This window comes from Superficieibacter sp. HKU1 (genome assembly GCF_029319185.1).
GTDB lineage: Bacteria > Pseudomonadota > Gammaproteobacteria > Enterobacterales > Enterobacteriaceae > Superficieibacter.
The window spans coordinates 897,004-920,756 of sequence record NZ_CP119754.1 but is presented as its reverse complement, the minus strand read 5'-3'; the positions used below and the strand labels follow the sequence as shown (position 1 = coordinate 920,756).

Annotated in this window: 18 protein-coding genes and 1 riboswitch; of the genes, 15 read left to right on the top strand and 3 right to left on the bottom strand. The window is 56.2% G+C overall.

The genetic code is table 11. From position 1 onward, the window contains the following. The first annotated feature begins 36 nt into the window (after nt 1–36). Nucleotides 37–129, top strand: a riboswitch (TPP riboswitch). A 32-nt stretch (nt 130–161) separates the two neighbouring features. The 3 genes from thiB to thiQ are packed head-to-tail and all read left to right on the top strand — an operon-like array spanning nt 162 to nt 3,425. Then, nucleotides 162–1,145, top strand: coding sequence for a thiamine ABC transporter substrate binding subunit (gene thiB, locus P0H77_RS04470; RefSeq protein ID WP_276163751.1), 984 nt, complete (start codon nt 162–164; stop codon nt 1,143–1,145). After that, complete coding sequence (gene thiP, locus P0H77_RS04465; protein ID WP_276163750.1) at nt 1,121–2,731, top strand: thiamine/thiamine pyrophosphate ABC transporter permease ThiP; 1,611 nt, start codon at nt 1,121–1,123, stop codon at nt 2,729–2,731. The genes thiB and thiP overlap by 25 nt, the downstream gene beginning before the upstream one ends. After that, entirely contained in the window at nt 2,715–3,425 is a 711-nt protein-coding gene (gene thiQ, locus P0H77_RS04460) for a thiamine ABC transporter ATP-binding protein ThiQ (RefSeq protein WP_276163749.1), read from the top strand. The genes thiP and thiQ overlap by 17 nt, the downstream gene beginning before the upstream one ends. On the opposite strand, the gene P0H77_RS04455 is transcribed toward thiQ, so the two are convergent. Beyond that, entirely contained in the window at nt 3,393–4,169 is a 777-nt protein-coding gene (locus P0H77_RS04455; RefSeq protein WP_276163748.1) for a DedA family protein, read from the bottom strand. The genes thiQ and P0H77_RS04455 overlap by 33 nt on opposite strands. 120 nt (nt 4,170–4,289) lie before the next feature. Next, nucleotides 4,290–5,135 (bottom strand): arabinose operon transcriptional regulator AraC, encoded by an 846-nt coding sequence (araC, locus tag P0H77_RS04450; protein ID WP_276163747.1) that lies wholly within the window; start codon nt 5,133–5,135, stop codon nt 4,290–4,292. Nucleotides 5,136–5,470: 335 nt separating this feature from the next. Between araC and araB the strand changes: the two genes are divergently transcribed. From araB to rluA, 8 genes are all read left to right on the top strand, one after another. Beyond that, entirely contained in the window at nt 5,471–7,180 is a 1,710-nt protein-coding gene (araB, locus tag P0H77_RS04445; RefSeq protein ID WP_276163746.1) for a ribulokinase, read from the top strand. Between the two features lie 10 nt (nt 7,181–7,190). Further along, the gene (araA, locus tag P0H77_RS04440) at nt 7,191–8,693 is read left to right on the top strand and encodes an L-arabinose isomerase (RefSeq protein WP_276163745.1); all 1,503 of its coding nucleotides are present in this window, start codon (nt 7,191–7,193) and stop codon (nt 8,691–8,693) included. Between the two features lie 175 nt (nt 8,694–8,868). Continuing rightward, nucleotides 8,869–9,564 carry an L-ribulose-5-phosphate 4-epimerase gene (gene araD / locus P0H77_RS04435; protein WP_276163744.1) on the top strand — a complete coding sequence of 232 codons (696 nt, stop codon included), beginning with the start codon at nt 8,869–8,871 and terminating at the stop codon, nt 9,562–9,564. Between the two features lie 238 nt (nt 9,565–9,802). Further along, entirely contained in the window at nt 9,803–10,312 is a 510-nt protein-coding gene (locus P0H77_RS04430) for a hypothetical protein (RefSeq protein WP_276163743.1), read from the top strand. Nucleotides 10,313–10,333: 21 nt separating this feature from the next. Continuing rightward, on the top strand, nt 10,334–10,963 hold the full coding sequence (locus P0H77_RS04425; RefSeq protein WP_276163742.1) for a YdcF family protein: 630 nt from the start codon (nt 10,334–10,336) through the stop codon (nt 10,961–10,963). Nucleotides 10,964–11,006: 43 nt separating this feature from the next. Further along, entirely contained in the window at nt 11,007–13,364 is a 2,358-nt protein-coding gene (gene polB / locus P0H77_RS04420) for a DNA polymerase II (RefSeq protein WP_276163741.1), read from the top strand. A 131-nt stretch (nt 13,365–13,495) separates the two neighbouring features. After that, nucleotides 13,496–16,402, top strand: a complete 2,907-nt coding sequence (gene rapA / locus P0H77_RS04415) for an RNA polymerase-associated protein RapA (RefSeq protein WP_276163740.1) — start codon at nt 13,496–13,498, stop codon at nt 16,400–16,402. A gap of 11 nt (nt 16,403–16,413) precedes the next feature. Next, nucleotides 16,414–17,073: a bifunctional tRNA pseudouridine(32) synthase/23S rRNA pseudouridine(746) synthase RluA gene (gene rluA / locus P0H77_RS04410; RefSeq protein WP_276163739.1), complete on the top strand. Its 660-nt coding sequence runs from the start codon at nt 16,414–16,416 to the stop codon at nt 17,071–17,073. Nucleotides 17,074–17,250: 177 nt separating this feature from the next. Here the strand turns inward: rluA and djlA are convergent, their stop codons facing one another. Next, nucleotides 17,251–18,069 carry a co-chaperone DjlA gene (gene djlA, locus P0H77_RS04405; protein ID WP_276163738.1) on the bottom strand — a complete coding sequence of 273 codons (819 nt, stop codon included), beginning with the start codon at nt 18,067–18,069 and terminating at the stop codon, nt 17,251–17,253. A gap of 184 nt (nt 18,070–18,253) precedes the next feature. Here djlA and lptD point away from each other — a divergent pair, with 184 nt between their 5' ends. Genes lptD through rsmA form a run of 4 tightly spaced genes read left to right on the top strand, consistent with a single transcriptional unit; the run spans nt 18,254 to nt 23,752 of the window. Further along, nucleotides 18,254–20,599, top strand: coding sequence for an LPS assembly protein LptD (gene lptD / locus P0H77_RS04400; RefSeq protein WP_276163737.1), 2,346 nt, complete (start codon nt 18,254–18,256; stop codon nt 20,597–20,599). A gap of 53 nt (nt 20,600–20,652) precedes the next feature. After that, entirely contained in the window at nt 20,653–21,945 is a 1,293-nt protein-coding gene (surA, locus tag P0H77_RS04395) for a peptidylprolyl isomerase SurA (RefSeq protein WP_276163736.1), read from the top strand. Continuing rightward, nucleotides 21,945–22,934 carry a 4-hydroxythreonine-4-phosphate dehydrogenase PdxA gene (gene pdxA, locus P0H77_RS04390; protein ID WP_276163735.1) on the top strand — a complete coding sequence of 330 codons (990 nt, stop codon included), beginning with the start codon at nt 21,945–21,947 and terminating at the stop codon, nt 22,932–22,934. The genes surA and pdxA overlap by 1 nt, the downstream gene beginning before the upstream one ends. After that, entirely contained in the window at nt 22,931–23,752 is an 822-nt protein-coding gene (rsmA, locus tag P0H77_RS04385) for a 16S rRNA (adenine(1518)-N(6)/adenine(1519)-N(6))-dimethyltransferase RsmA (RefSeq protein ID WP_276163734.1), read from the top strand. Before pdxA ends, rsmA begins: the two co-directional genes overlap by 4 nt. Nucleotide 23,753 lies beyond the last annotated feature (1 nt).

Sequence of the window (23,753 nt, the reverse complement as noted above, 5' to 3'; positions counted from 1 at the left end):
TGCTTTCCGAAAACTGACAAAATTATTACACTGTTAACGTGCTCAACGGGGTGCTGATAAAAGCTGAGAAAATACCCGTCGAACCTGATCCGGATAATGCCGGCGAAGGGATTTGAGGCTACCGCTCAAAATCCTTTGCCACCCATCTACTGAGGTGCAAAGTGTTAAAAAAATATCTGCCGCTGCTGGCGCTGGTCGCCGCGCCTGTTTTCGCTAAACCGGTACTCACCGTCTACACCTACGACTCGTTCTCCGCCGACTGGGGACCGGGGCCGGTGGTCAAAAAAGCCTTTGAAGCCGACTGCGGTTGCGAGCTGAAGTTCGTGGCGCTGGAAGACGGCGTATCGCTGCTCAACCGCCTGCGTATGGAAGGGAAAAACAGCAAAGCCGACGTGGTGCTGGGGCTGGATAACAACCTGCTGGAAGCCGCCACGCAAACTAAGCTGTTTGCCAAAAGCGACGTGCCGGTCAGCGCGGTTAAGGTGCCGGGCGGCTGGGACAACGATACTTTCGTGCCTTTCGACTACGGCTACTTCGCGTTTGTCTATGACAAAAACAAGCTGAAAAATCCGCCGAAAAGCCTGAAGGAACTGGTGGAAAGCGACCAGAAATGGCGCGTAATTTATGAAGATCCGCGCACCAGCACGCCGGGTCTGGGTCTGCTGCTGTGGATGCAAAAAGTCTACGGTGATAAAACATCAGAAGCCTGGCAGAAACTGGCGGCAAAAACCGTTACCGTGACCAAAGGCTGGAGTGAAGCCTACGGGCTGTTCTTAAAAGGCGAAAGCGATCTGGTGCTGAGCTACACCACCTCTCCGGCCTACCATATTATTGAAGAGAAAAAATCGCAGTACGCGGCCGCGGATTTTGCTGAAGGTCACTATCTCCAGGTTGAAGTCGCGGCCCGTACGGCGGCCAGCAAGCAGCCTGAACTGGCGAAGAAATTCCTTACCTTCATGGTTTCCCCGGCGTTCCAGAATGCCATTCCAACCGGCAACTGGATGTATCCGGTCACTGACGTCACCCTGCCGGCAGGGTTTGCCGATCTGGCAAAACCGAAAACCACGCTGCAGTTTTCCTCGCATGACGTCGCGCAGCAGCGCGCGCAGTGGATTAGCGAATGGCAACGCGCCGTCAGCCGTTAATTCCCGGCTGGCTGATACCGGGCCTCGCCGCCGCCACACTCATGGTGGCGGTGGCGCTGGCCGCATTTCTGGCGCTCTGGATCAGCGCGCCGCAGGCGGCCTGGCGTACGCTGCTTGAGGACAGCTACCTGTGGCACGTGGTGCGCTTCTCCTTCTGGCAGGCGTTTTTGTCGGCGCTGCTGTCGACAGGCCCGGCCATTTTCCTTGCCCGTTCACTCTATCGCCGCCGCTTTCCCGGCAGGATGATGCTGCTGCGCCTGTGCGCGATGACATTGATCCTGCCAGTGTTGGTAGGCGTATTCGGCATTCTGAGCGTCTATGGACGTCAGGGATGGCTGGCGTCGCTGGCGCATCTCTGCGGCCTGGAGTGGACCTTTTCCCCGTATGGTCTGCAGGGCATCCTGCTGGCGCATATCTTTTTTAATTTGCCGATGGCAACCCGCCTGCTGCTTCAGGTGCTGGAGCAGATCCCAGGCGAACAGCGGCAGCTGGCGGCGCAGCTGGGAATGCGCGGCTATGACTTCTTCCGCTTTGTGGAATGGCCGTGGCTGCGTCGGCAGATCCCGCCGGTCGCCGCGCTGATTTTTATGCTCTGCTTCGCTAGCTTTGCTACGGTACTGTCGCTCGGCGGCGGTCCGCAGGCGACAACGATCGAACTGGCGATCTACCAGGCGCTGAATTTTGATTACGATCCTGGCCGCGCGGCGATGCTGGCGCTGATCCAGATGATCTGCTGTCTGGGTCTGGTGCTTTTAAGCCAGCGCCTGAGCAAAGCGATTGCGCCAGGCAATACTCAGCTTAAGGGCTGGCGCGATCCGCAAGACCGCCGCGCCAGTCGGATCGCTGACACACTGCTCATCGCCGCTGCTCTGCTGCTTTTGCTGCCGCCGCTGCTGGCGGTCATCATTGAAGGTGTTAATCGCGATCTTCCTGCTGTTCTGCAACAGCCCGCCATGTGGCAGGCACTGTGGACCTCGCTGCGTATTGCCCTGGCGGCAGGCGTGCTGTGCGTGGTGCTGACCATGATGCTGCTGTGGAGCAGCCGCGAACTTCGCGCCAGAGCGCGTCCGCTGGCAGGTCAGGCGATGGAGCTTTCCGGAATGTTAATTCTCGCCATGCCGGGTATTGTGCTGGCGACGGGATTCTTTTTGCTGCTCAATAACAGCGTAGGGCTACCGCAATCCGCGGATGGTATCGTGATTTTTACCAACGCGCTGATGGCGATCCCCTATGCGCTGAAGGTGCTGGATAATCCAATGCGCGATCTCACCACTCGCTATACGATGCTGTGCCAATCGCTGGGTATGGCGGGTTTTACCCGCCTGAAGGTGCTGGAACTGCGCGCGCTGAAGCGTCCGCTGGCGCAGGCACTGGCGTTTGCCTGCGTGCTGTCAATTGGCGATTTTGGCGTCGTCGCCCTGTTTGGCAACGATGATTTCCGCACGCTACCCTTCTATCTTTATCAGCAAATCGGCTCTTATCGCAGCCAGGAAGGAGCAGTAACCGCTCTGCTACTGCTGCTGCTCTGCTTTACGCTTTTTACCGTTATCGAGAAACTTCCGGGACGCCATGCTGAAACTTACTGATGTTATCTGGCTTTATCAGCATCTGCCGATGCGCTTTACCGTCTCCATCAAACAGGGAGAACAGGTCGCGGTGCTGGGCCCGAGCGGCGCGGGTAAAAGTACGCTGCTCAATCTGATCGCCGGTTTTCTCAGCCCGCAAAGCGGCACCATTATGATTGAAAACCAGGTCCATACCCACACGCCGCCCGCGCGCCGCCCGGTGTCGATGCTGTTTCAGGAAAATAATCTTTTCAGCCATCTCACCGTGCGGCAAAACATTGGTCTGGGGTTAGATCCAGGTCTGAAACTGAACGAGGCGCAGCGGCAGAAACTGCAATTGATTGCCAGTCAAATGGGCCTTGAATCACTGCTCGATCGCCTGCCATCTGAACTCTCCGGCGGCCAGCGCCAGCGGGCAGCGCTGGCGCGCTGTCTGGTACGTGAACAGCCGATACTGCTGCTGGATGAACCGTTTTCTGCCCTCGATCCGGCGCTGCGCCAGGAGATGCTCAGCCTGGTCAACGATGTCTGTCGCCGCCAACACCTGACGCTCTTGATGGTATCGCACAGCGTCGAGGATGCTGCACGCATCGCCGGACGCTCGCTGGTCATCGCCGACGGCAGGATAGCGTGGGATGGCGCAACCGCTGAGCTACTGAGCGGTCGCGCCAGCGCCTCTTCATTACTGGGTATTGCCGGTCACAACCCGGAGTAGAATATCCGCATAGACCGGCATCGACGGATGACGGATCGCCGCAATTAACGCCACCACAGCGATACCGCTGACCAGCGGTGCCAGCCAGATCAGCCGCGCGCGCGGAAAGAGTTGGGAAAGGCGATCGCGGCCGCTTTTCCCGCTGCGCCACAATCGCCAGCACAGCCAGGCGGCAATCCACAACAACAACGCCGCTGTCAGCAGTAGCCATTTAAACCCGCTGCTCTGCGCGTCGGCAGGGATATCAATCGCCGCCCCGGCGAGGATCCCCGGCAGGAAGTAGACCGGCGACCAGAACAGGCAGCCGATAATATTGGGTACTACAAATTTGGCGATCGGCAGATCGAGCATGCCGGCGACCATCGGCACCAGCGGACGCGTCGGCCCGACAAAACGCCCCACCAGGATAGTAAACATGCTGTGCTGATGCAGGGCGTGCTCGGTTTTGTCCAGCAGGGACTTATTCTTTTTCATGAACGACCAGCGGTGCAGCGGCTTTTTAAAGCGCCAGCCCAGCCAGAACGAGATCCAGTCGCCCAGCAAACAGCCCACGATACCCGCCAGCCACGCCTGCCAGAAGTTAACTTCACCGCTGCCGATTAACGCGCCCAGCCCGGCCATCATCACCGTGCCCGGCAGGATCAGTCCCACCAGCGCCAGTGATTCGAGAAAAGCGACCAGCGCGATAGCGATCAGTGAATAACTGGCTGATTGAGTGACAAAATGTTCCAGCAATGCTTGCATAATGTGTCCGTCGGGATTTCTGAAGCAGGGATTCTGCGCAGCGATGCATATCTCGTCAAGGCATCAATTGTCTGAAGTGATTAACGATTATGACAAGCATCCGGACACATCATTCACTTTTTATTCACATCCCGAGCGAAATTCGCTGGGACTGGCACCAGTACATTTCTTGAAAACGCGGGAAAAATAAAGCTGATCCTCAAAGCCAATATTCCTGCCCACGCTGGCGATCGGCATGCGGGTGGTACTGAGCAGAAACTTCGCCTGGCTGATGCGCTGATCCTCACGCCAGCTCAATACGCTGACCCCAAGCTGCTGACGGAAAAGATGCGAGAGCCGGGAGGGCGAAAGACAGACGTGCTGCGCGACGCTGGCAATATCAAAATGGCTGTCGGAAAGATGATCGCTGATGTACTGGCACGCCTCGCGCACCCGGTGATCCAGCGGCGGATGCAGAGATTCATTCACCGCCTCCATCCGGCGCAACAGCAACTGCTCCAGCAGATTAATCGCCAGCAGTTCTGAGTAGCGCCCCGCCCCCTGGCCGGCGTCAATAATCTGGCCGAACAGCTCGCGAAACATTGGCTCATGCGATGCGTCAGGGCGATGGAAACCGGTCTGCGCGAAAATAGTCGGCCACGCCAGCCACTCCTGCCAGTAGGCGCGGGGGCGGAAGTAAACCCACTGGTGATACCACTCCTTTGCCTCCGGATGACGACCGTAGTGGTGGATCTCCCCCGGCGGAAACAGCAGCATATCGCCCGGACGGCAGACAAAATGCTGGCCGTTATTGTCAATGACGCCTTCGCCACGCACGGTCAGGTTAAGGATATATCCCTTCATTCCCAGCGGCCGGTCGATGAAAAAATCCAGGTAGCCGCCCGCCTCAATCGGCGTTAAACCGGCCACCAGATGAGCATTGAATGAATAGCCTGGCAGGAGAGGATCGTTTTGCGTTTCAGCCATTACCACTACACTCCCGATAAAGTTTTAGAAACCAATTGTCCATATTACGATTTAAGGTGGTCAATGCAGGGCAACGTTAACAAAAATATCAAATTCAGCGCATCAACCCGCTCCGGAGAAGCTTCTTCCCCATTAACAGGCTACATAACAGTTTCAAAGTAGTAACAAGAGTGTCTATAAAGAAGGTTGAAAAGTCCACATTGAATATTTGCACGCCGTCACACTTTGCAACGCCATAGCGATTTTGTCCATAAGATTAGCGGTTCCGGCCTGACGCTTTTTTTCGCCAGTCTCTACTGTTTCACCATCACTGTTTTTCTGGATGGAGTAACACGATGGCGATTGCAATTGGCCTCGATTTTGGTAGTGATTCTGTGCGCGCACTGGCGGTGGATTGCGCCACTGGCAAGGAAATCGCCACCAGCGTGGAATGGTATCCGCGCTGGCAGGAGGGCCGTTATTGCGACGCCCCGAATAACCAGTTCCGTCATCATCCACGCGATTATATTGAGTCGATGGAAGCGGCGGTCAAAAGCGTGCTGGCTGAGCTGAGCAATGCGCAGCGCAATGAGGTAGTCGGCATTGGCGTTGACAGCACCGGCTCCACCCCTGCCCCCATTGATGCCGAGGGTCAGGTACTGGCGCTCAGAGCGGAGTTCGCTGACAACCCAAACGCCATGTTTGTACTGTGGAAAGATCATACCTCGGTGGAGGAAGCGGAAGAGATTACCCGCCTGTGCCATACGCCGGGCAAAGAAGATTACTCTCGCTACATCGGCGGTATTTACTCCAGCGAATGGTTCTGGGCCAAAATTCTGCACGTTACCCGTCAGGACAGCGCCGTCGCGCAGGCAGCGGCATCCTGGATCGAATTATGCGACTGGGTACCTGCCCTGCTCTCCGGCACAACGCGCCCTGCCGATATCCGTCGTGGCCGCTGTAGCGCCGGACACAAATCACTGTGGCATGAAGGCTGGGGCGGACTGCCGCCCGCCAGCTTCTTTGATGAGCTGGACCCGCTCCTTAATCGCCATCTGGCGTATCCGATGTTCAGCGAAACGTACACCGCCGATCTGCCGGTCGGCAACCTGAGTGCCGAATGGGCTCAGCGTCTGGGCCTGCCGCAAAGCGTGGTCATTTCCGGCGGCGCGTTTGACTGCCATATGGGCGCAGTCGGCGCGGGCGCGCAGCCTAACGCGCTGGTGAAAGTGATCGGCACCTCCACCTGCGACATTCTGATCGCCGATAAAGACAGCGTTGGCGAGCGCGCCGTGAAAGGTATCTGCGGCCAGGTTGACGGCAGCGTGGTCCCGGATTTCATCGGTATGGAAGCCGGCCAATCGGCGTTCGGCGATATTTATGCGTGGTTCGGCCGTATCCTCGGCTGGCCGCTGGAACAGCTTGCCGCGCAGCATCCTGAACTGAAAGAGCAGATCAAAGCCAGCCAGAAACAACTCCTTCCGGCGCTCACCGAAGCGTGGGCGAAAAATCCTTCGCTCGATCACCTGCCGGTGGTGCTCGACTGGTTTAACGGTCGCCGCACGCCAAATGCCAATCAGCGTCTGAAAGGCGTCATTACCGATCTGAATCTGGCGACCGACGCGCCTGCGCTGTTTGGCGGTCTGATTGCCGCCACTGCCTTCGGCGCGCGTGCCATTATGGAATGCTTTACCGAACAAGGCATTGCGGTCAATAACGTGATGGCGCTTGGCGGTATCGCGCGTAAAAACCCGGTGATTATGCAGGCCTGCTGCGACGTCCTGAACCGCCCGCTGCAAATCGTTGCCTCGGATCAGTGCTGCGCGCTGGGCGCGGCTATCTTCGCCGCCGTGGCAGCAGGCGTGCATACCACAATCCCCGCCGCGCAGGCCAGTATGGCCAGCGCCGTGGAGATCACCCTGCAACCGCGCCCGCAGCAGGCACAGCGTTTTGAACAGCTTTATCGCCGCTATCAGCAGTGGGCGGTGAGCGCCGAACAGCAATACCTCCCTGATTCCGCGCCGGTACAAAAAGCATCGGCCCACCAGACATCTCTGACCTGTTAAGGACATGACAATGACGATTTTTAATAACTATGAAGTATGGTTTGTAATTGGTAGCCAGCATCTTTACGGCCCGGAAACGCTGCGTCAGGTAACGCAGCACGCGGAACATGTGGTTAATGCGCTGAATAGCGAAGGCAATCTGCCGTGCAAGCTGGTGTTAAAACCGCTGGGTACTTCCCCGGATGAGATCACGTCTATTTGCCGTGACGCCAACTACGAAGACAAATGCGCGGGGCTGATGGTCTGGCTGCACACCTTCTCGCCGGCCAAAATGTGGATCAACGGGCTGACGATCCTTAACAAGCCGCTGCTGCAGTTCCATACCCAGTTCAATGCCGCCCTGCCGTGGGACAGCATCGATATGGACTTTATGAACCTCAACCAGACTGCGCACGGCGGCCGTGAGTTCGGTTTCATCGGCGCGCGGATGCGTCTGCAACACAGCGTGGTGACCGGTCACTGGCAGGACAAAGACGCCCACCAGCGTATCGGCGCGTGGATGCGTCAGGCCGTGTCAAAACAGGACACCCGCCATCTGAAAGTGTGCCGCTTTGGCGACAATATGCGTGAAGTGGCGGTGACCGACGGCGATAAAGTCGCGGCGCAGATTAAATTTGGCTTCTCCGTCAATACCTGGGCGGTCGGCGATCTGGTGCAGGTGGTTAATGCGGTCAGCGATGGCGATATCAGCGCGCTGGTCGACGAATATGAAAGCAGCTATCGCCTGACGGAAGCAGCGCAGATCCACGGCGATAAACGACAGAACGTGATCGACGCGGCGCGTATCGAACTCGGGATGAAGCGCTTCCTCGAAGAGGGCGGTTTCCATGCCTTCACCACCACGTTTGAAGATTTACACGGCCTGAAACAGCTTCCGGGTCTGGCCGTACAGCGTCTGATGCAGCAGGGCTACGGCTTTGCGGGCGAAGGCGACTGGAAAACCGCCGCTCTGTTACGCATCATGAAGGTGATGTCAACCGGTCTACAGGGCGGCACCTCATTTATGGAGGATTACACCTACCACTTTGAGAAGGGCAACGATCTGGTGCTCGGCTCACATATGCTGGAAGTGTGTCCGTCTATCGCCGTGGATGAAAAACCGATCCTCGAGGTTAAGCCGCTCGGTATCGGCGGCAAGGCCGATCCGGCCCGTCTGATTTTCAATACCAAAACCGGCCCGGCGATCGCCGCCAGCCTTATCGATCTCGGCGATCGCTTCCGCCTGCTGGTCAACTGCGTGGATTCTGTAGAAACCCCGCACGATCTGCCGAAGCTGCCGGTCGCCAATGCGCTGTGGAAAGCCCAGCCGGATCTCCCAACCGCCTCAGAAGCGTGGATTATCGCCGGTGGCGCGCACCATACCGTCTTCAGCCATGCGCTGACCCTGGACGATATGCGCCAGTTTACCGATCTGCACGATATTGAAATCGCCGTCATTGATAACGATACCCGCCTGCCCGCGTTTAAAGACGCGCTGCGCTGGAACGAAGTCTATTTCGGCTCAAAACGCTAACCGCAATGCCCGGTGGCGCTGCGCTTACCGGGCCTACAATGCGTCCTTCGTTATGGACCCCCTCATCCGGCAGGGAAACCAACGAACGTAGGCCGGATAAGCGAAGCGCCATCCGGCAGAGAGACCACCGACTGTAGGCCGGATAAGCGAAGCGCCATCCGGCAGGGAGAGCAACATGCCAGAAGATCTCAAACGTCAGGTACTGGAAGCGAACCTGGCCTTACCAGAACACAATCTGGTAACCCTCACCTGGGGTAACGTCAGCGCCGTCGATCGCGAGCGCGGCGTCTTTGTCATTAAACCTTCCGGCGTCGATTACGGCGTAATGAAAGCCGAAGATATGGTAGTGGTCAGCATCGCCACTGGCGAAGTGGTCGAAGGCAGCAAAAAACCGTCATCCGACACGCCAACGCATCGCCTGCTATACCAGGCTTTCCCTACCATTGGCGGCATTGTGCATACCCACTCGCGCCACGCGACCATCTGGGCACAGGCGGGGCAGTCCATTCCGGCCACCGGCACCACCCACGCTGACTATTTCTACGGCACTATCCCCTGCACGCGCAAAATGACCGATGCGGAAATCAACGGCGAATATGAATGGGAAACCGGTAACGTCATTGTTGAAACCTTCGAAAAACAGGGCATCGACGCTGCACAAATGCCGGGCGTGCTGGTTCACTCCCACGGCCCGTTCGCATGGGGTAAAAACGCCGAGGACGCGGTGCATAACGCTATCGTGCTGGAAGAAGTGGCTTATATGGGCATTTTCTGCCGCCAGCTCGCGCCGCAGTTACCGGATATGCAGCAAACGCTGCTGGATAAGCACTATCTGCGCAAACACGGAGCGAAGGCGTATTACGGGCAGTAAACGCCTTATGCCGCTGTTGCGTTTCCGGCGGCACGTCGCTCACGCGGATATTGATAATGAATCTAGCCGGGGCACATGAATACGCCCCGGCAAAAAAGCTTGCGTGTTCCCGGCAACAAACCGATCTTTTCTGAAAATGGATCCCTCATCGCATTTCTTGTCTTCTCGTTTTATTTGCCTCTTTTGCGACTAAAAGTAATCATGCTATTTTAGCGCCGTTAAATCAGAGGTAATGATCATGACGGAAACAAAATATACACTTAACAAATCAATCATCACAAAATCATTAATAAAAGATAACTATTTTATTTTTGCCACCATCCCTTGCAGCGTACTTTTATTAGTTATTATTGCCTGCTTTCTGGGGCTGCCGATCGTGGAGATGATTGTCAAAGGCGTTGTCGTTGTGATCATCGCCGAAGTCTGCGTCCTGGTACCGATTTACTCCTGGGCCTGCTGGCGTAAATCCACTACGCCTGCGGAGATCGTTATAACTCCAGGCCATATTCGTATTGATAACCTTAGCTGGCCGCTTAGCGAAATAGCGGTTTTGCAATTAACCCCTAATATTCATTCCAGAAATGAAAAGTATTATTTAACAGTGATCGAAACCACCGGGAAAAGACATCGCTACTATTTAGGATCTGGCGTAGCCTCAGAAGAAACTGTTTTTGAACAATATCCATTATTTTGCGATCATATTGCTTTTTTATGCAAAGATAACCCTGGTCAATTTCAGGCAGCGTAATATCATTAAAGGCGGGCGGGGATGAAACTCAAATATGCAGGCCGGGCAGGATTCCTTACCATCGCGGTTATTGCCGCTGTATTTATTTATAACGCCATCGCCATTTATCATTTCAGCCTGCAGGATCAAACGCAAAAAGCCGACTGCGCCATCGTCGCGGGCGCGGGCGTTCAGGGTGACCAGCCGTCGCTGGTGTTTCAGGCGCGGCTCGATCACGCCGTTCATCTCTGGCAACAGGGGCTGGTGCAGGTGGTTATCTTAACCGGTGGCCTCAGCCCTCATGCACAGCTATCCGACGCCGCTATCGCCCGCCAGTATCTGCTGGCGCAGGGGATACCTGCCTCAGCCATCCTGATGGAAGAGACCTCAACAAAAACCCGCGAAAACGTAAAAAACGCCGCAGCGCTGATGCAGAAACAGCATTTAACGACCGCTCTGATGGTCAGCGATCCTCTGCATATGCATCGCTTAATGCTGATGGCCTGGGATAACAATATTCGGGCCTGGTCTTCCCCAACGCCTGGTTCGCAGTTCCGCAGCTGGTCTACTCGTTTTCCGATGCTGGCACAGGAGTCGTTGTGGTATACCGGCTATCGTCTCTGGCGCCTGATGCCGCAGACCGCTGTACAAAAAGTCAGTACCCCGTCTTAAAAAAGGTTATAATAACGTCTGATTTTATTGACGAGAATTGAGCGTGGCGCAGGCGCGAGAAGGCTTTATTTTAACCCGGCACTGGCGGGATACTCCGCAGGGGACGGAAGTGACATTCTGGCTGGCGACGGACAACGGTCCGCTGCACGTCACCCTGCCGCCGCAGGAATCCGTGGCCTTTATTGCTGCCGACCACGTCGCGCGCGCGCAGCAAACGTTAAGCGCCGAACACGGATTTCGCCTCACGCCGCTTGAACTAAAAGATTTTCACCGTCGCCCGGTTTACGGTCTGTACTGCCGCTCTCACCGCCAGTTAATGAACTATGAAAAACGGCTGCGCGACAACGGCGTTACCGTATACGAAGTGGACGTGCGCCCGCCGGAGCGCTTCCTGATGGAGCGTTTTATTACTGCGCCTGTCTGGGTTGACGGTGATGAGCAGAATGGCGCACTGATTAACGCCCGCCTGAAACCCAATCCGCACTATCGGCCACCGCTGAAATGGGTATCGCTGGATATCGAAACGACCCGCCACGGCGAGTTGTACTGTATTGGTCTTGAAGGCTGCGGTCAGCGCGTAGTGTATATGCTTGGCCAGCCCAGCGGTGAAGATCCGGCGCTCGACTTTCATCTGGAGTATGTTGCCAGCCGTCCGCAGCTGCTGGAAAAACTTAATGCCTGGTTTGCCGAGCACGATCCGGACGTGCTGATCGGCTGGAACGTGGTGGGATTTGACTTACGCATGCTGCAAAAGCATGCCGAACGCTACCGCATTCCACTGCGCCTGGGACGCGGTAATAGCGAGCTGGAGTGGCGCGAACACGGATTTAAAAACGGCGTGTTTTTCGCGCAGATGAACGGCCGGGTGATCATCGACGGCATTGACGCGCTGAAATCAGCCTTCTGGAACTTCTCGTCATTCTCGCTGGAATCGGTGTCGCGAGAGCTGCTGGGCGAAGGGAAATCAATTGATAACCCGTGGGACCGGATGGACGAAATTGACCGTCGTTTCGCCGAAGATAAACCTGCATTAGCTACGTATAACCTTAAAGACTGCGAACTGGTAACCCGCATCTTCCATAAAACGCAGATCATGCCGTTTTTGCTGGAACGGGCGACGGTCAACGGTCTGCCGGTCGATCGCCACGGCGGATCGGTCGCCGCCTTCAGCCACCTCTATTTTCCACGAATGCATCGCGCCGGGTACGTGGCGCCAAATATGGGTTCGGTGCCGCCGCAGGCCAGTCCCGGCGGCTACGTGATGGATTCCCGGCCTGGCCTGTATGATTCGGTGCTGGTACTGGACTATAAAAGCCTGTATCCGTCGATTATCCGCACCTTTCTGATCGACCCGGTCGGGCTGATCGAAGGCATGGCGCAGCCCGATCCCACCCACAGCACCGAAGGTTTTCTCGACGCGTGGTTTTCCCGCGACAAACACTGTCTGCCGGAGATCGTCAGCCAAATCTGGCACGGGCGAGAAGAAGCCAAACGTCAGGGCAACAAGCCATTGTCGCAGGCGCTGAAGATCATTATGAACGCCTTCTACGGCGTGCTCGGCACCAGCGCCTGCCGCTTTTTCGATCCGCGTCTGGCCTCGTCGATCACCATGCGCGGCCACGCGATCATGCGTCAGACCAAAGCCCTGATCGAAGCGGAAGGTTATGACGTCATCTACGGCGACACAGACTCCACCTTTGTCTGGCTCAAACGTTCCCACAGTGAAGATGACGCCGCGCAGATCGGTCAGACGCTGGTGAAAAAAGTGAATGCCTGGTGGAAGGCGGAGCTGAAAAAAGAGAACCTGACCAGCGCGCTGGAGCTGGAGTTTGAGACCCATTTCTGCCGCTTTCTGATGCCAACCATTCGCGGTGCCGATACCGGCAGCAAAAAACGCTATGCCGGACTGATTCAGGAAGGGGAAAAACAGCGGATGGTCTTTAAAGGGCTGGAAACCGTGCGCACCGACTGGACGCCGCTGGCGCAGCAGTTCCAGCAGGAGCTGTACCTGCGTATTTTCCGCCGCGAACCGTATAAGGAATTTGTGCGTGAAACCATCGACAAACTGCTGGCGGGCGAACTGGACGAACGGCTGGTTTATCGCAAACGTCTGCGGCGTCCGCTGAGCGAATATCAGCGCAATGTACCGCCACACGTGCGCGCCGCGCGGCTGGCAGATGAAGAGAATCTGAAGCGTGGCCGCGCCGCCCAGTATCAAAATCGCGGGACCATCAAATACGTCTGGACCACTAACGGGCCGGAGCCGGTTGATTACCAGCGTTCACCCTTAGATTACGATCACTACCTGACCCGCCAGCTTGAGCCGGTCGCCGAAGGGATACTCCCCTTTATGAACGATAATTTTGCTACACTAGTGACGGGGCAACTGGGGCTATTTTGATACGTGACGAATCCGCTGCCATCCAGTACCATAGCGCCCTTTCCATTCCTGGACCCAATTCAGATCGCTGCTACCTTCGGATGGCAGAGGTCGGTTATTGCCTGCAATCAAAGAGATAGAGCCGAACACATATGCCTTTTACACTTGGTCAACGCTGGATCAGCGACACCGAAAGCGAACTAGGACTTGGTACTGTTGTCGCGATGGACGCGCGAACTGTCACGCTATTATTTCCGGCTACCGGAGAAAACCGCCTGTATGCGCGCAGCGATTCTCCCGTGACCCGCGTTATGTTCAATCCGGGCGATACCGTAACAAGTCATGAAGGCTGGCAGCTGCACATTGATGACGTAAAAGAAGAAAATGGCCTGCTCGCCTATACCGGTACGCGCCTGGATACTGACGAAAAAGACGTTCTGCTGCGCGAAGTGTTTCTCGACAGCAAACTGGTGTTCAGCAAACCGCAGGATCGCCTGTTCGCCGGGCAAATCGACCGTATGGATCGCTTTTCACTGCGTTATCGGGCGCGTAAATACCAGAGCGAACAGTACCGCATGCCGTACAGCGGCCTGCGCGGCCAGCGTACCAGCCTGATCCCCCATCAGCTCAACATTGCCCATGACGTTGGCCGCCGCCACGCACCGCGCGTGCTGCTGGCAGATGAAGTTGGTTTGGGTAAAACCATTGAAGCCGGGATGATCCTGCATCAGCAACTGCTGTCCGGCGCGGCTGAGCGTGTCCTGGTGGTGGTGCCGGAAACGTTGCAGCATCAGTGGCTGGTAGAAATGCTGCGTCGCTTCAACCTGCGCTTTGCGCTGTTCGACGATGAGCGTTATGCCGAAGCGCAGCACGATGCCGACAATCCGTTTGAAACCGAACAACTGGTGATCTGCTCGCTGGACTTCGTGCGTCGTAATAAACAGCGCCTTGAACATCTGTGTGATGCCGAGTGGGATCTGCTGGTAGTCGATGAAGCGCACCATCTGGTGTGGAGTGAAGACGCACCGAGCCGCGAATATAGCGCCATTGAAGAACTGGCCGGTCACGTACCGGGCGTCCTGCTGCTGACCGCCACGCCGGAACAGCTCGGAATGGAAAGCCACTTTGCGCGCCTGCGCCTGCTGGATCCGGATCGCTTCCACGACTTCGCGCAGTTTGTGGAAGAACAAAATAACTACCGTCCGGTCGCCGACGCGGTCGCCCTGCTGCTGGCGGGTAATAAGCTCAGCGACAGCGAACTGAATATGCTCGGTGAACTCATCGGCGAACAGGATATTGAACCGCTGCTGCAAACGGCGAACAGCGACCGCGACGGCGCACAGTCCGCCCGTCAGGAACTGGTCTCTATGCTGATGGACCGTCATGGCACCAGCCGCGTGCTGTTCCGCAACACCCGTAACGGAGTGAAAGGCTTTCCGAAGCGCGAACTGCATACCATCAAACTGCCGTTGCCAACGCAGTACCAGACCGCAATTAAAGTCTCCGGCATCATGGGCGCGCGCAAAAGCGCGGAAGACCGGGCGCGGGACATGCTCTACCCGGAGCAAATTTATCAGGAATTTGAAGGTGATACTGGTACCTGGTGGAACTTCGATCCGCGCGTCGAATGGCTGATGGGCTATCTGACCAGCCACCGCTCGCAGAAAGTGCTGGTGATTTGTGCCCAGGCCACCACGGCGCTGCAGCTGGAGCAGGTGCTGCGCGAGCGCGAAGGCATCCGCGCCGCGGTCTTCCACGAAGGTATGTCGATCATCGAACGTGACCGCGCCGCCGCGTGGTTTGGCGAAGAAGACAGCGGCGCGCAGGTGCTGCTGTGCTCGGAAATCGGCTCTGAAGGGCGTAACTTCCAGTTTGCCAGCAACCTTGTGATGTTTGACCTGCCGTTTAACCCGGACCTGCTGGAGCAGCGTATCGGTCGTCTGGACCGTATCGGTCAGGCGCACGATATTCAGATCCACGTTCCTTACCTGGAGAGAACCGCGCAGTCGGTACTGGTTCGCTGGTATCACGAAGGCCTTGATGCGTTTGAGCATACCTGCCCGACCGGCCGCGCGATTTATGACACGGTGTATAACGACCTGATTACGTATCTGGCAGCACCGGAAAACACCGATGGTTTTGACGATCTGATCAAATCCTGCCGCGCGCAGCACGACGCGCTGAAAGCCCAGCTTGAACAGGGGCGTGACCGTCTGCTGGAAATCCACTCCAACGGCGGGGAGAAAGCGCAGGCGCTGGCAGAGAGTATTGAAGAACAGGATGATGATACCAGCCTGATCGCCTTCGCCATGAACCTGTTTGACATCGTCGGCATTAACCAGGATGACCGCGGTGAAAACCTGATTGTCCTGACGCCATCCGATCACATGCTGGTGCCGGATTTCCCCGGTCTGCCGGAAGATGGCTGCACCATTACGTTTGAGCGTGATATTGCGCTGTCGCGTGAAGATGCGCAGTTTATTACCTGGGAGCACCCGCTGATCCGTAATGGTCTGGATCTGATCTTGTCCGGTGATACCGGCAGCAGCACCATTTCACTGCTGAAAAACAAGGCGCTGCCGGTGGGCACGCTGCTGCTGGAACTGATCTACGTTGTCGAAGCACAGGCCCCGAAACAGCTCCAGCTTAACCGCTTCCTGCCGCCGACGCCGGTGCGCATGCTACTGGACAAAAACGGCACCAATCTGGCGGCGCAGGTCGAATTTGAGACCTTTAACCGCCAGCTCAGCGCGGTTAACCGTCATACCGGTAGCAAGCTGGTTAACGCCGTACAGCAGGAGGTTCACGCCATTCTGCAACAGGGCGAAGCGCAGATTGAAAAAGCCGCCCGCCAGCTTATTGATGCAGCGCGCAGCGAGGCCGACGAGAAATTGTCTGCTGAACTGTCGCGCCTGGAAGCACTGAAAGCGGTCAATCCGAACATCCGTGAGGATGAGCTGGAGGCCATCGACAGCAACCGCCAGCAGGTGATGGAAAGCCTGAACCAGGCGGGCTGGCGTCTGGACGCGCTGCGTCTGATTGTCGTCACGCATCAGTAACGGAAAAGCACATGGGGATGGAAAACTACAATCCGTCGCAGGAGCCCTGGCTGGTCGTTCTGTACCAGGATGAACACATTATGGTGGTCAACAAGCCGAGCGGCCTGTTGTCGGTGCCGGGGCGTCTTGAGGAGCACAAGGACAGCGTGATGACGCGTATTCAGCGTGATTATCCGCAGGCCGAATCCGTGCATCGTCTGGACATGGCGACCAGCGGCGTGATTGTGGTGGCGCTGACCAAAGCTGCCGAGCGGGAGCTGAAACGCCAGTTTCGCGAGCGCGAGCCGAAAAAACAGTACGTGGCGCGGATCTGGGGCCATCCGGCGAAAGCAGAAGGTCTGGTGGATTTGCCGCTGATCTGCGACTGGCCGAACCGGCCAAAGCAGAAAGTCTGTTTTGAGACCGGTAAGGCGGCGCAGACGGAGTATGAGGTGGTGGAGTACGCGGCGGATAATACCGCTCGCGTAGTGCTGAAGCCGATTACCGGGCGCTCGCATCAGCTGCGCGTGCATATGCTGGCGCTCGGTCATCCGATCCTCGGCGACCGGTTCTACGCCACGCCAGAGGCGCTGGCGTTAGCGCCACGCCTGCTGCTACACGCGCAGATGCTGACTATTACCCATCCGGCGTATGGCAGTTCGATGACGTTTAAGGTGCCGGCGGATTTTTGACAACGGTCCTTGTTGGCGTTAGCAAGGAGCCATAATGCCCGGTGGCGCTACGCTTACCGGGCCTACAGTTATTAGGCAACCCTCTGATATTGTGAATTTTGTAGGCCGGGTAAGGCGAAGCCGCCACCCGGCATTATGATGGGATAATGGCATTGATTTCGTGCCACGTTGTCGACCTTACTTAAACCCTTTCTGCTCTTTAATCAGCTCGTACGCCTTCTGGATCTCCTGCGCTTTTTGCTTCGCCATCTCCATCATCTCCGGTGGCAGACCCTTTGCTACCAGCTTGTCAGGATGATGTTCGCTCATCAGCTTGCGGTAGGCACGCTTGATGGTGGTCCCGTCATCGGTCGGCTTCACGCCCAGCACGTTACAGGCATCCTCCAGCGTCGGTCCGCGCTGCGCCTGATGCCAGCCACCGCCGGACTGCTGCTGGTGCTGATATCCGCCGCCAAACTGCGCCCCACCCTGCATCATGCGCAGGAACTGATCGAACTGCGCGCGGGAAATCCCTAACTCCTCGGCAATTACGTACAGCACCTCACGTTCATTCGGGTGCAATTGTCCATCCGCAAACGCCGCCTGGATTTGAATTTCCAGAAACATCCTAATCAAATCGGCACGGCCAAAACAGATGCTTCGGAAAGCGCGCATTTTTTCACGCAGCGGGTAGTTGTCCGCTTTACCCGTGCGAAATGCCTGCTGCGCAGCGCTACGTGATTCGCCGTGCAGATTCATGCGATCCATAAAGACGCTGGCAATCTGAATATCCGCTTCCGTCACGCGGCCTTTCGATTTGGTTAAATGCCCCATCACCTCAAAGGTGGTGGCAAAAAATAGCGATTGTCGCTCCTGTTGATTGGCAAACCAGTTCAGCCGACGGCTTCGCGCCTTATCAAACATATGGCCTATCAGCAGTCCCAGCACCGCGCCCCAGAAGCCGCCGCCCATCATTAATGCCACTGCCACGCCAATCACTTTGCCCCAATACTGCATATACTCCCCAAATCGTCATGCCTGCGACTAAAATATGTTTTATCATACCCGTCATTCAATGCCGTGCCTAACACAAGGGCATGAAACGGGCAGGATTAAGACTAGCGCGATGCGGATGAGTAAGTTAGTCTCTGACCGTTTGCTAGTCGCTACGCCACTGATGACGGAACAACATATAAAACGTATGAAAAAACGTATTCCCACCCTTCTGGCCACCATGATCGCCAGCGCCCTGTATAGTCAGCAGGGTATGGCCGCCGATCTCGCCTCGCAGTGTATGCTGGGCGTGCCGAGCTATAACCGTCCTCTGGTGGAGGGCGAGCCGAACGAATTACCGGTCACGATCAATGCCGATCATGCCAAAGGAAATTATCCCGATAACGCCGCGTTTACCGGCAATGTGGATATCAATCAGGGCAACAGCCGCCTCCAGGCCGATGAAGTCCAGCTTCATCAGAAAGAAGCCGCAGGACAGCCTGAGCCAGTGCGTACCGTCGATGCGCTTGGCAACGTGCATTACGACGATAACCAGGTGATCCTTAAAGGGCCGAAAGGCTGGGCTAACCTGAACACCAAAGATACCAATATCTGGGAAGGCGACTATCAGATGGTGGGCCGTCAGGGGCGCGGGAAAGCGGATCTGATGAAACAGCGTGGCGAAAACCGCTACACCATCCTGGAAAACGGCACCTTTACTTCATGCTTGCCAGGTTCGAATACCTGGAGCGTGGTGGGCAGCGAAGTGATCCACGATCGTGAAGAACAGGTTGCGGAAATCTGGAACGCCCGCTTTAAGCTCGGTCCGGTTCCGGTCTTTTACAGTCCCTATCTGCAATTGCCGGTAGGTGACAAACGTCGTTCTGGTTTCCTGATCCCCAACGCCAAATACAGCAGCAAGAACTACTTTGAGTTCACCCTGCCGTATTACTGGAATATTGCGCCCAACATGGACGCCACTATCACGCCGCACTATATGCACCGCCGTGGCAACGTGATGTGGGAGAACGAATTCCGCTATCTGACGCAGGCGGGCTCAGGTCTGATGGAACTGGACTACCTGCCGTCAGATGACGTTTATCAGGACGACCACGATAAAGAAGGCAGCCGCCATCGCTGGCTGTTCTACTGGCAACACGGCGGCGTTCTTGACCAGGTATGGCGTTTTAACGTCGACTACACCAAAGTCAGCGACTCTAACTATTTTAACGACTTTGACAGCAAATACGGTTCCAGTACCGACGGCTATGCCACGCAGAAATTCAGCCTTGGCTATGCGGTGCAGAACTTTGACGCCACCGTTTCCACCAAACAGTTCCAGGTCTTCAGCGATCAGAACAACAGCAGCTACTCCGCAGAGCCGCAGCTCGACGTCAACTATTATCAAAACGATGTCGGTCCGTTTGATACCCGTATTTATGGCCAGGCAGTGCACTTCGTTAATACCGAAAGTAACCAGCCGGAAGCGACACGTCTGCACCTTGAACCGACCATCAACCTGCCGCTGTCTAACGGCTGGGGAAGCGTGAATACCGAAGCCAAACTGCTGGCAACGCACTATCAGCAGACCAACCTGGATACCTATAACCGCAATAATACCAACCAGCTTGATGACTCGGTCAACCGCGTGATGCCGCAGTTCAAAGTCGATGGCAAAATGATTTTCGAGCGCGATATGAACTGGGCTGAAGGCTATACCCAGACTCTTGAACCGCGCGCCCAGTACCTTTATGTGCCCTATCGTGACCAGAGCCACATCAATAACTACGACTCATCATTACTGCAATCAGACTACACCGGTCTGTTCCGCGACCGTAGCTATGGCGGCCTTGACCGTATCGCGTCGGCAAATCAGGTGACCACCGGCGTGACCTCGCGAATTTATGATGATGCCGCCGTGGAACGTTTTAACGTTTCTGTCGGTCAAATCTACTACTTCACCGAGTCGCGCACCGGTGATGACGACAATATTAAATGGGAAGATGACGACCAAACCGGCTCGCTGGTGTGGGCAGGTGATACTTACTGGCGCATCTCCGATCGCTGGGGCCTGCGTGGCGGCGTACAGTACGATACGCGACTGGACAACGTTGCCACCAGCAGCAGTACCATTGAATATCGTCGTGATCAGGATCGGATGTTACAGCTGAACTACCGTTACGCCAGCCCGGAATATATTCAGGCGACGCTGCCGTCATACGCCACGTCGGATGAGTATAAAGAGGGGATTTCTCAGGTTGGCGCGGCGGGCAGCTGGCCTATTGCCGATCGCTGGTCGGTGGTGGGCGCATGGTATTTCGATACCAACGAGAAAAAAGCCGCTGACCAGATGGTTGGCGTGCAATATAACTCCTGCTGTTATGCGATCCGCGTCGGTTACGAGCGTAAACTTAACGGCTGGGAAAACGACCAAAGCGTGTACGATAACGTCATCGGCTTTAATATTGAACTGCGTGGCCTGAGTTCGAACTATGGTCTGGGCACACAGCAGATGCTGCGCTCGAACATTTTGCCTTACCGTAGCTCTCTGTAATGCAGTTGTTTGAAAACGTAATCCGCATTGCGGTTAATTGAAATGGAAAATGTATGAAGAACTGGAAAACGCTGCTTCCTGCTTTCGCCCTTGCACTGGTGGTGAATTCAGGGTTCGCTGCCCCACAGGTTGTCGATAAGGTAGCAGCCGTCGTCAATAACGGCGTCGTTCTTGAAAGCGACGTTGATGGCCTGATGCAGTCGGTAAAAATGAACGCGGGTCAGGCCGGGCAGCAGCTGCCGGACGACGCCACGCTGCGTCACCAAATCCTCGAACGCTTGATCATGGATCAGATCATCCTGCAAATGGGACAAAAGATGGGAGTGAAAATCTCCGATCAGCAGCTCGACGAGGCTATTGCCAATATCGCTAAACAAAACAACATGACGCTGGATCAGATGCGCAGCCGCCTGGCTTACGATGGGCTGGATTACAACACCTATCGCAGCCAGATCCGCAAAGAGATGACCATCTCTGAAGTGCGTAACAACGAAGTGCGTCGTCGCGTCACCGTACTGCCGCAGGAAGTGGACTCCCTGGCGAAGCAGATCGGCAACCAGAACGATGCCAGCACCGAGCTTAACCTGAGCCACATCCTGCTGCCGCTGCCGGAAAATCCGTCTTCTGAGCAGGTCAGCGAAGCCCAGGAACAGGCAAACTCCATTATCGAGCAGGCCCGTAACGGCGCTGACTTCGGCAAACTGGCTATCAGCTATTCTGCCGATCAGCAAGCCTTACAGGGCGGGCAAATGGGCTGGGGCCGTATTCAGGAACTGCCTGGACTCTTCGCGCAGGCGCTGAGCACGGCGAAAAAAGGCGATATCATCGGCCCAATCCGTTCCGGCGTCGGCTTCCATATCCTGAAAGTTAACGATATGCGCGGTCAGAATCAGAACATCTCTGTGACCGAAGCCCATGCCCGTCATATTCTGCTGAAACCGTCACCGATCATGACCGACGATCAGGCGCGCCTGAAGCTGGAAGAAATTGCCGCGGACATTAAGAGCGGTAAAACCACGTTTGCTAACGCGGCGAAAGAGTTCTCTCAGGATCCAGGTTCGGCAAACCAGGGCGGCGATCTGGGTTGGGCAACGCCAAATATGTACGATCCGGCGTTCCGCGATGCGCTGATGAAACTCAATAAAGGCCAGATGAGCGCCCCGGTGCACTCCTCCTTCGGCTGGCACCTGATCGAACTGCTGGATACGCGGCAGGTTGATAAAACGGACGCGGCGCAGAAAGACAAAGCCTACCGTATGCTGATGAACCGGAAGTTCTCAGAAGAAGCGGCCACCTGGATGCAGGAACAGCGTGCAACGGCCTACGTCAAAATTCTGAGCGAATAATGGCGTATCCTCACCGTGTGGTGATCACTCCCGGCGAACCCGCCGGGATTGGCCCGGACCTTGTGGTCCAGCTTGCACAGCGCGACTGGCCGGTAGAACTGGTTGTTTGCGCCGATGCAACCCTCCTGACAGACCGGGCAGCGATGCTCGGTCTTCCGCTTTCTCTACGCCCTTACAATGCCTCAGAACCGGCGCAGCCGCAGCGCGCGGGAACGCTGACGTTGCTACCTGTTGCACTGCGTACTCCTGTCGTCGCGGGCCAACTCAGCGTGGAAAACGGCCACTACGTAGTAGAAACGCTGGCCCGCGCCTGCGATGGCTGCCTGAGCGATGAGTTTGCCGCGCTGATCACCGGCCCCGTGCATAAAGGGGTGATCAACGATGCAGGCATTCCTTTCACCGGGCATACCGAGTTTTTTGAAGCGCGTGCGCAGGCAGAAAAAGTGGTGATGATGCTGGCGACGGAAGCAATGCGCGTGGCGGTGGCGACGACGCATTTGCCGCTACGAGATGTCGCCGATGCGATCACCCCGGATTTGCTGCGCGAGGTCATTACCATTCTGCATGGCGATCTTCAGAACAAGTTCGGTATTAGCCATCCGCACGTGCTGGTATGCGGCCTGAACCCCCATGCGGGTGAAGGCGGTCATATGGGTACAGAGGAGATCGACATTCTGATCCCGGTGCTGGAAGAGATGCGCGCCAAAGGCATGAACCTGAGCGGGCCGCTGCCCGCCGACACGTTATTTCAGCCCAAATACCTCGATCATGCAGACGCCGTACTGGCGATGTACCACGATCAGGGTCTCCCCGTGCTAAAATACCAGGGCTTTGGCCGGGGCGTAAATATCACCCTCGGCTTGCCCTTTATTCGTACTTCCGTTGACCACGGCACCGCGCTGGAACTGGCGGGCCAGGGGAAAGCGGATGTCGGCAGTTTTATTACGGCGCTTAAACTCGCCATCAAAATGATTGTTAATACTAAATGAATAATCGAGTCCATCAGGGCCACTTAGCCCGTAAACGCTTCGGGCAGAACTTCCTCAACGATCGGTTCGTGATCGACAGCATTGTCGCGGCCATTAATCCGCAAAAAGGTCAGGCGATGGTCGAAATCGGCCCGGGCCTTGCCGCATTGACCGAACCTGTCGGCGAACGTCTTGATAAAATGACGGTGATCGAGCTGGACCGCGATCTGGCAGCCCGTCTGCAAACGCATCCGTTCCTCGGGCCGAAACTGACAATTTATCAGCAGGATGCGATGACCATGAACTTCGGCGCGCTGTCGCAGGAGCTGGGGCAGCCGCTGCGCGTGTTTGGCAACCTGCCGTACAATATCTCCACTCCGCTGATGTTTCACCTGTTCACCTATACTAATGCGATTGCTGACATGCACTTCATGCTGCAAAAAGAAGTGGTCAATCGACTGGTTGCAGGGCCAAACAGTAAAGCGTATGGTCGATTAAGCGTCATGGCACAATATTATTGCCAGGTTATCCCGGTGCTGGAAGTGCCGCCAACGGCATTTACCCCCGCGCCAAAAGTGGATTCTGCCGTCGTACGTCTGGTGCCGCATGCCGTCATGCCGTATCCGGTAAAAGACATTCGCGTGCTGAGCCGTATTACGACCGAAGCCTTTAACCAGCGCCGTAAGACCATCCGTAACAGCCTTGGCAATGTGTTTAGCGTTGAGGTACTGACGGAGTTGGGTATCGATCCAGCGATGCGCGCAGAAAATATCTCGGTTGCACAATACTGCAAGCTGGCCAATTATCTGGTGGATAACGCGCCACCAAAGGAGAGCTAAA

Coding starts and splice junctions, on each gene's coding strand:
- P0H77_RS04430 (WP_276163743.1), top strand. CDS start 9,803: ATGACGGAAACAAAATATACACTTAACAAATCAATCATCACAAAATCA.
- pdxA (WP_276163735.1), top strand. CDS start 21,945: ATGGCGTATCCTCACCGTGTGGTGATCACTCCCGGCGAACCCGCCGGG.
- araB (WP_276163746.1), top strand. CDS start 5,471: ATGGCGATTGCAATTGGCCTCGATTTTGGTAGTGATTCTGTGCGCGCA.
- thiQ (WP_276163749.1), top strand. CDS start 2,715: ATGCTGAAACTTACTGATGTTATCTGGCTTTATCAGCATCTGCCGATG.
- araC (WP_276163747.1), bottom strand. CDS start 5,135: ATGGCTGAAACGCAAAACGATCCTCTCCTGCCAGGCTATTCATTCAAT.
- araA (WP_276163745.1), top strand. CDS start 7,191: ATGACGATTTTTAATAACTATGAAGTATGGTTTGTAATTGGTAGCCAG.
- araD (WP_276163744.1), top strand. CDS start 8,869: ATGCCAGAAGATCTCAAACGTCAGGTACTGGAAGCGAACCTGGCCTTA.
- surA (WP_276163736.1), top strand. CDS start 20,653: ATGAAGAACTGGAAAACGCTGCTTCCTGCTTTCGCCCTTGCACTGGTG.
- djlA (WP_276163738.1), bottom strand. CDS start 18,069: ATGCAGTATTGGGGCAAAGTGATTGGCGTGGCAGTGGCATTAATGATG.
- rluA (WP_276163739.1), top strand. CDS start 16,414: ATGGGGATGGAAAACTACAATCCGTCGCAGGAGCCCTGGCTGGTCGTT.
- rsmA (WP_276163734.1), top strand. CDS start 22,931: ATGAATAATCGAGTCCATCAGGGCCACTTAGCCCGTAAACGCTTCGGG.
- P0H77_RS04425 (WP_276163742.1), top strand. CDS start 10,334: ATGAAACTCAAATATGCAGGCCGGGCAGGATTCCTTACCATCGCGGTT.
- thiP (WP_276163750.1), top strand. CDS start 1,121: ATGGCAACGCGCCGTCAGCCGTTAATTCCCGGCTGGCTGATACCGGGC.
- lptD (WP_276163737.1), top strand. CDS start 18,254: ATGAAAAAACGTATTCCCACCCTTCTGGCCACCATGATCGCCAGCGCC.
- rapA (WP_276163740.1), top strand. CDS start 13,496: ATGCCTTTTACACTTGGTCAACGCTGGATCAGCGACACCGAAAGCGAA.
- P0H77_RS04455 (WP_276163748.1), bottom strand. CDS start 4,169: ATGCAAGCATTGCTGGAACATTTTGTCACTCAATCAGCCAGTTATTCA.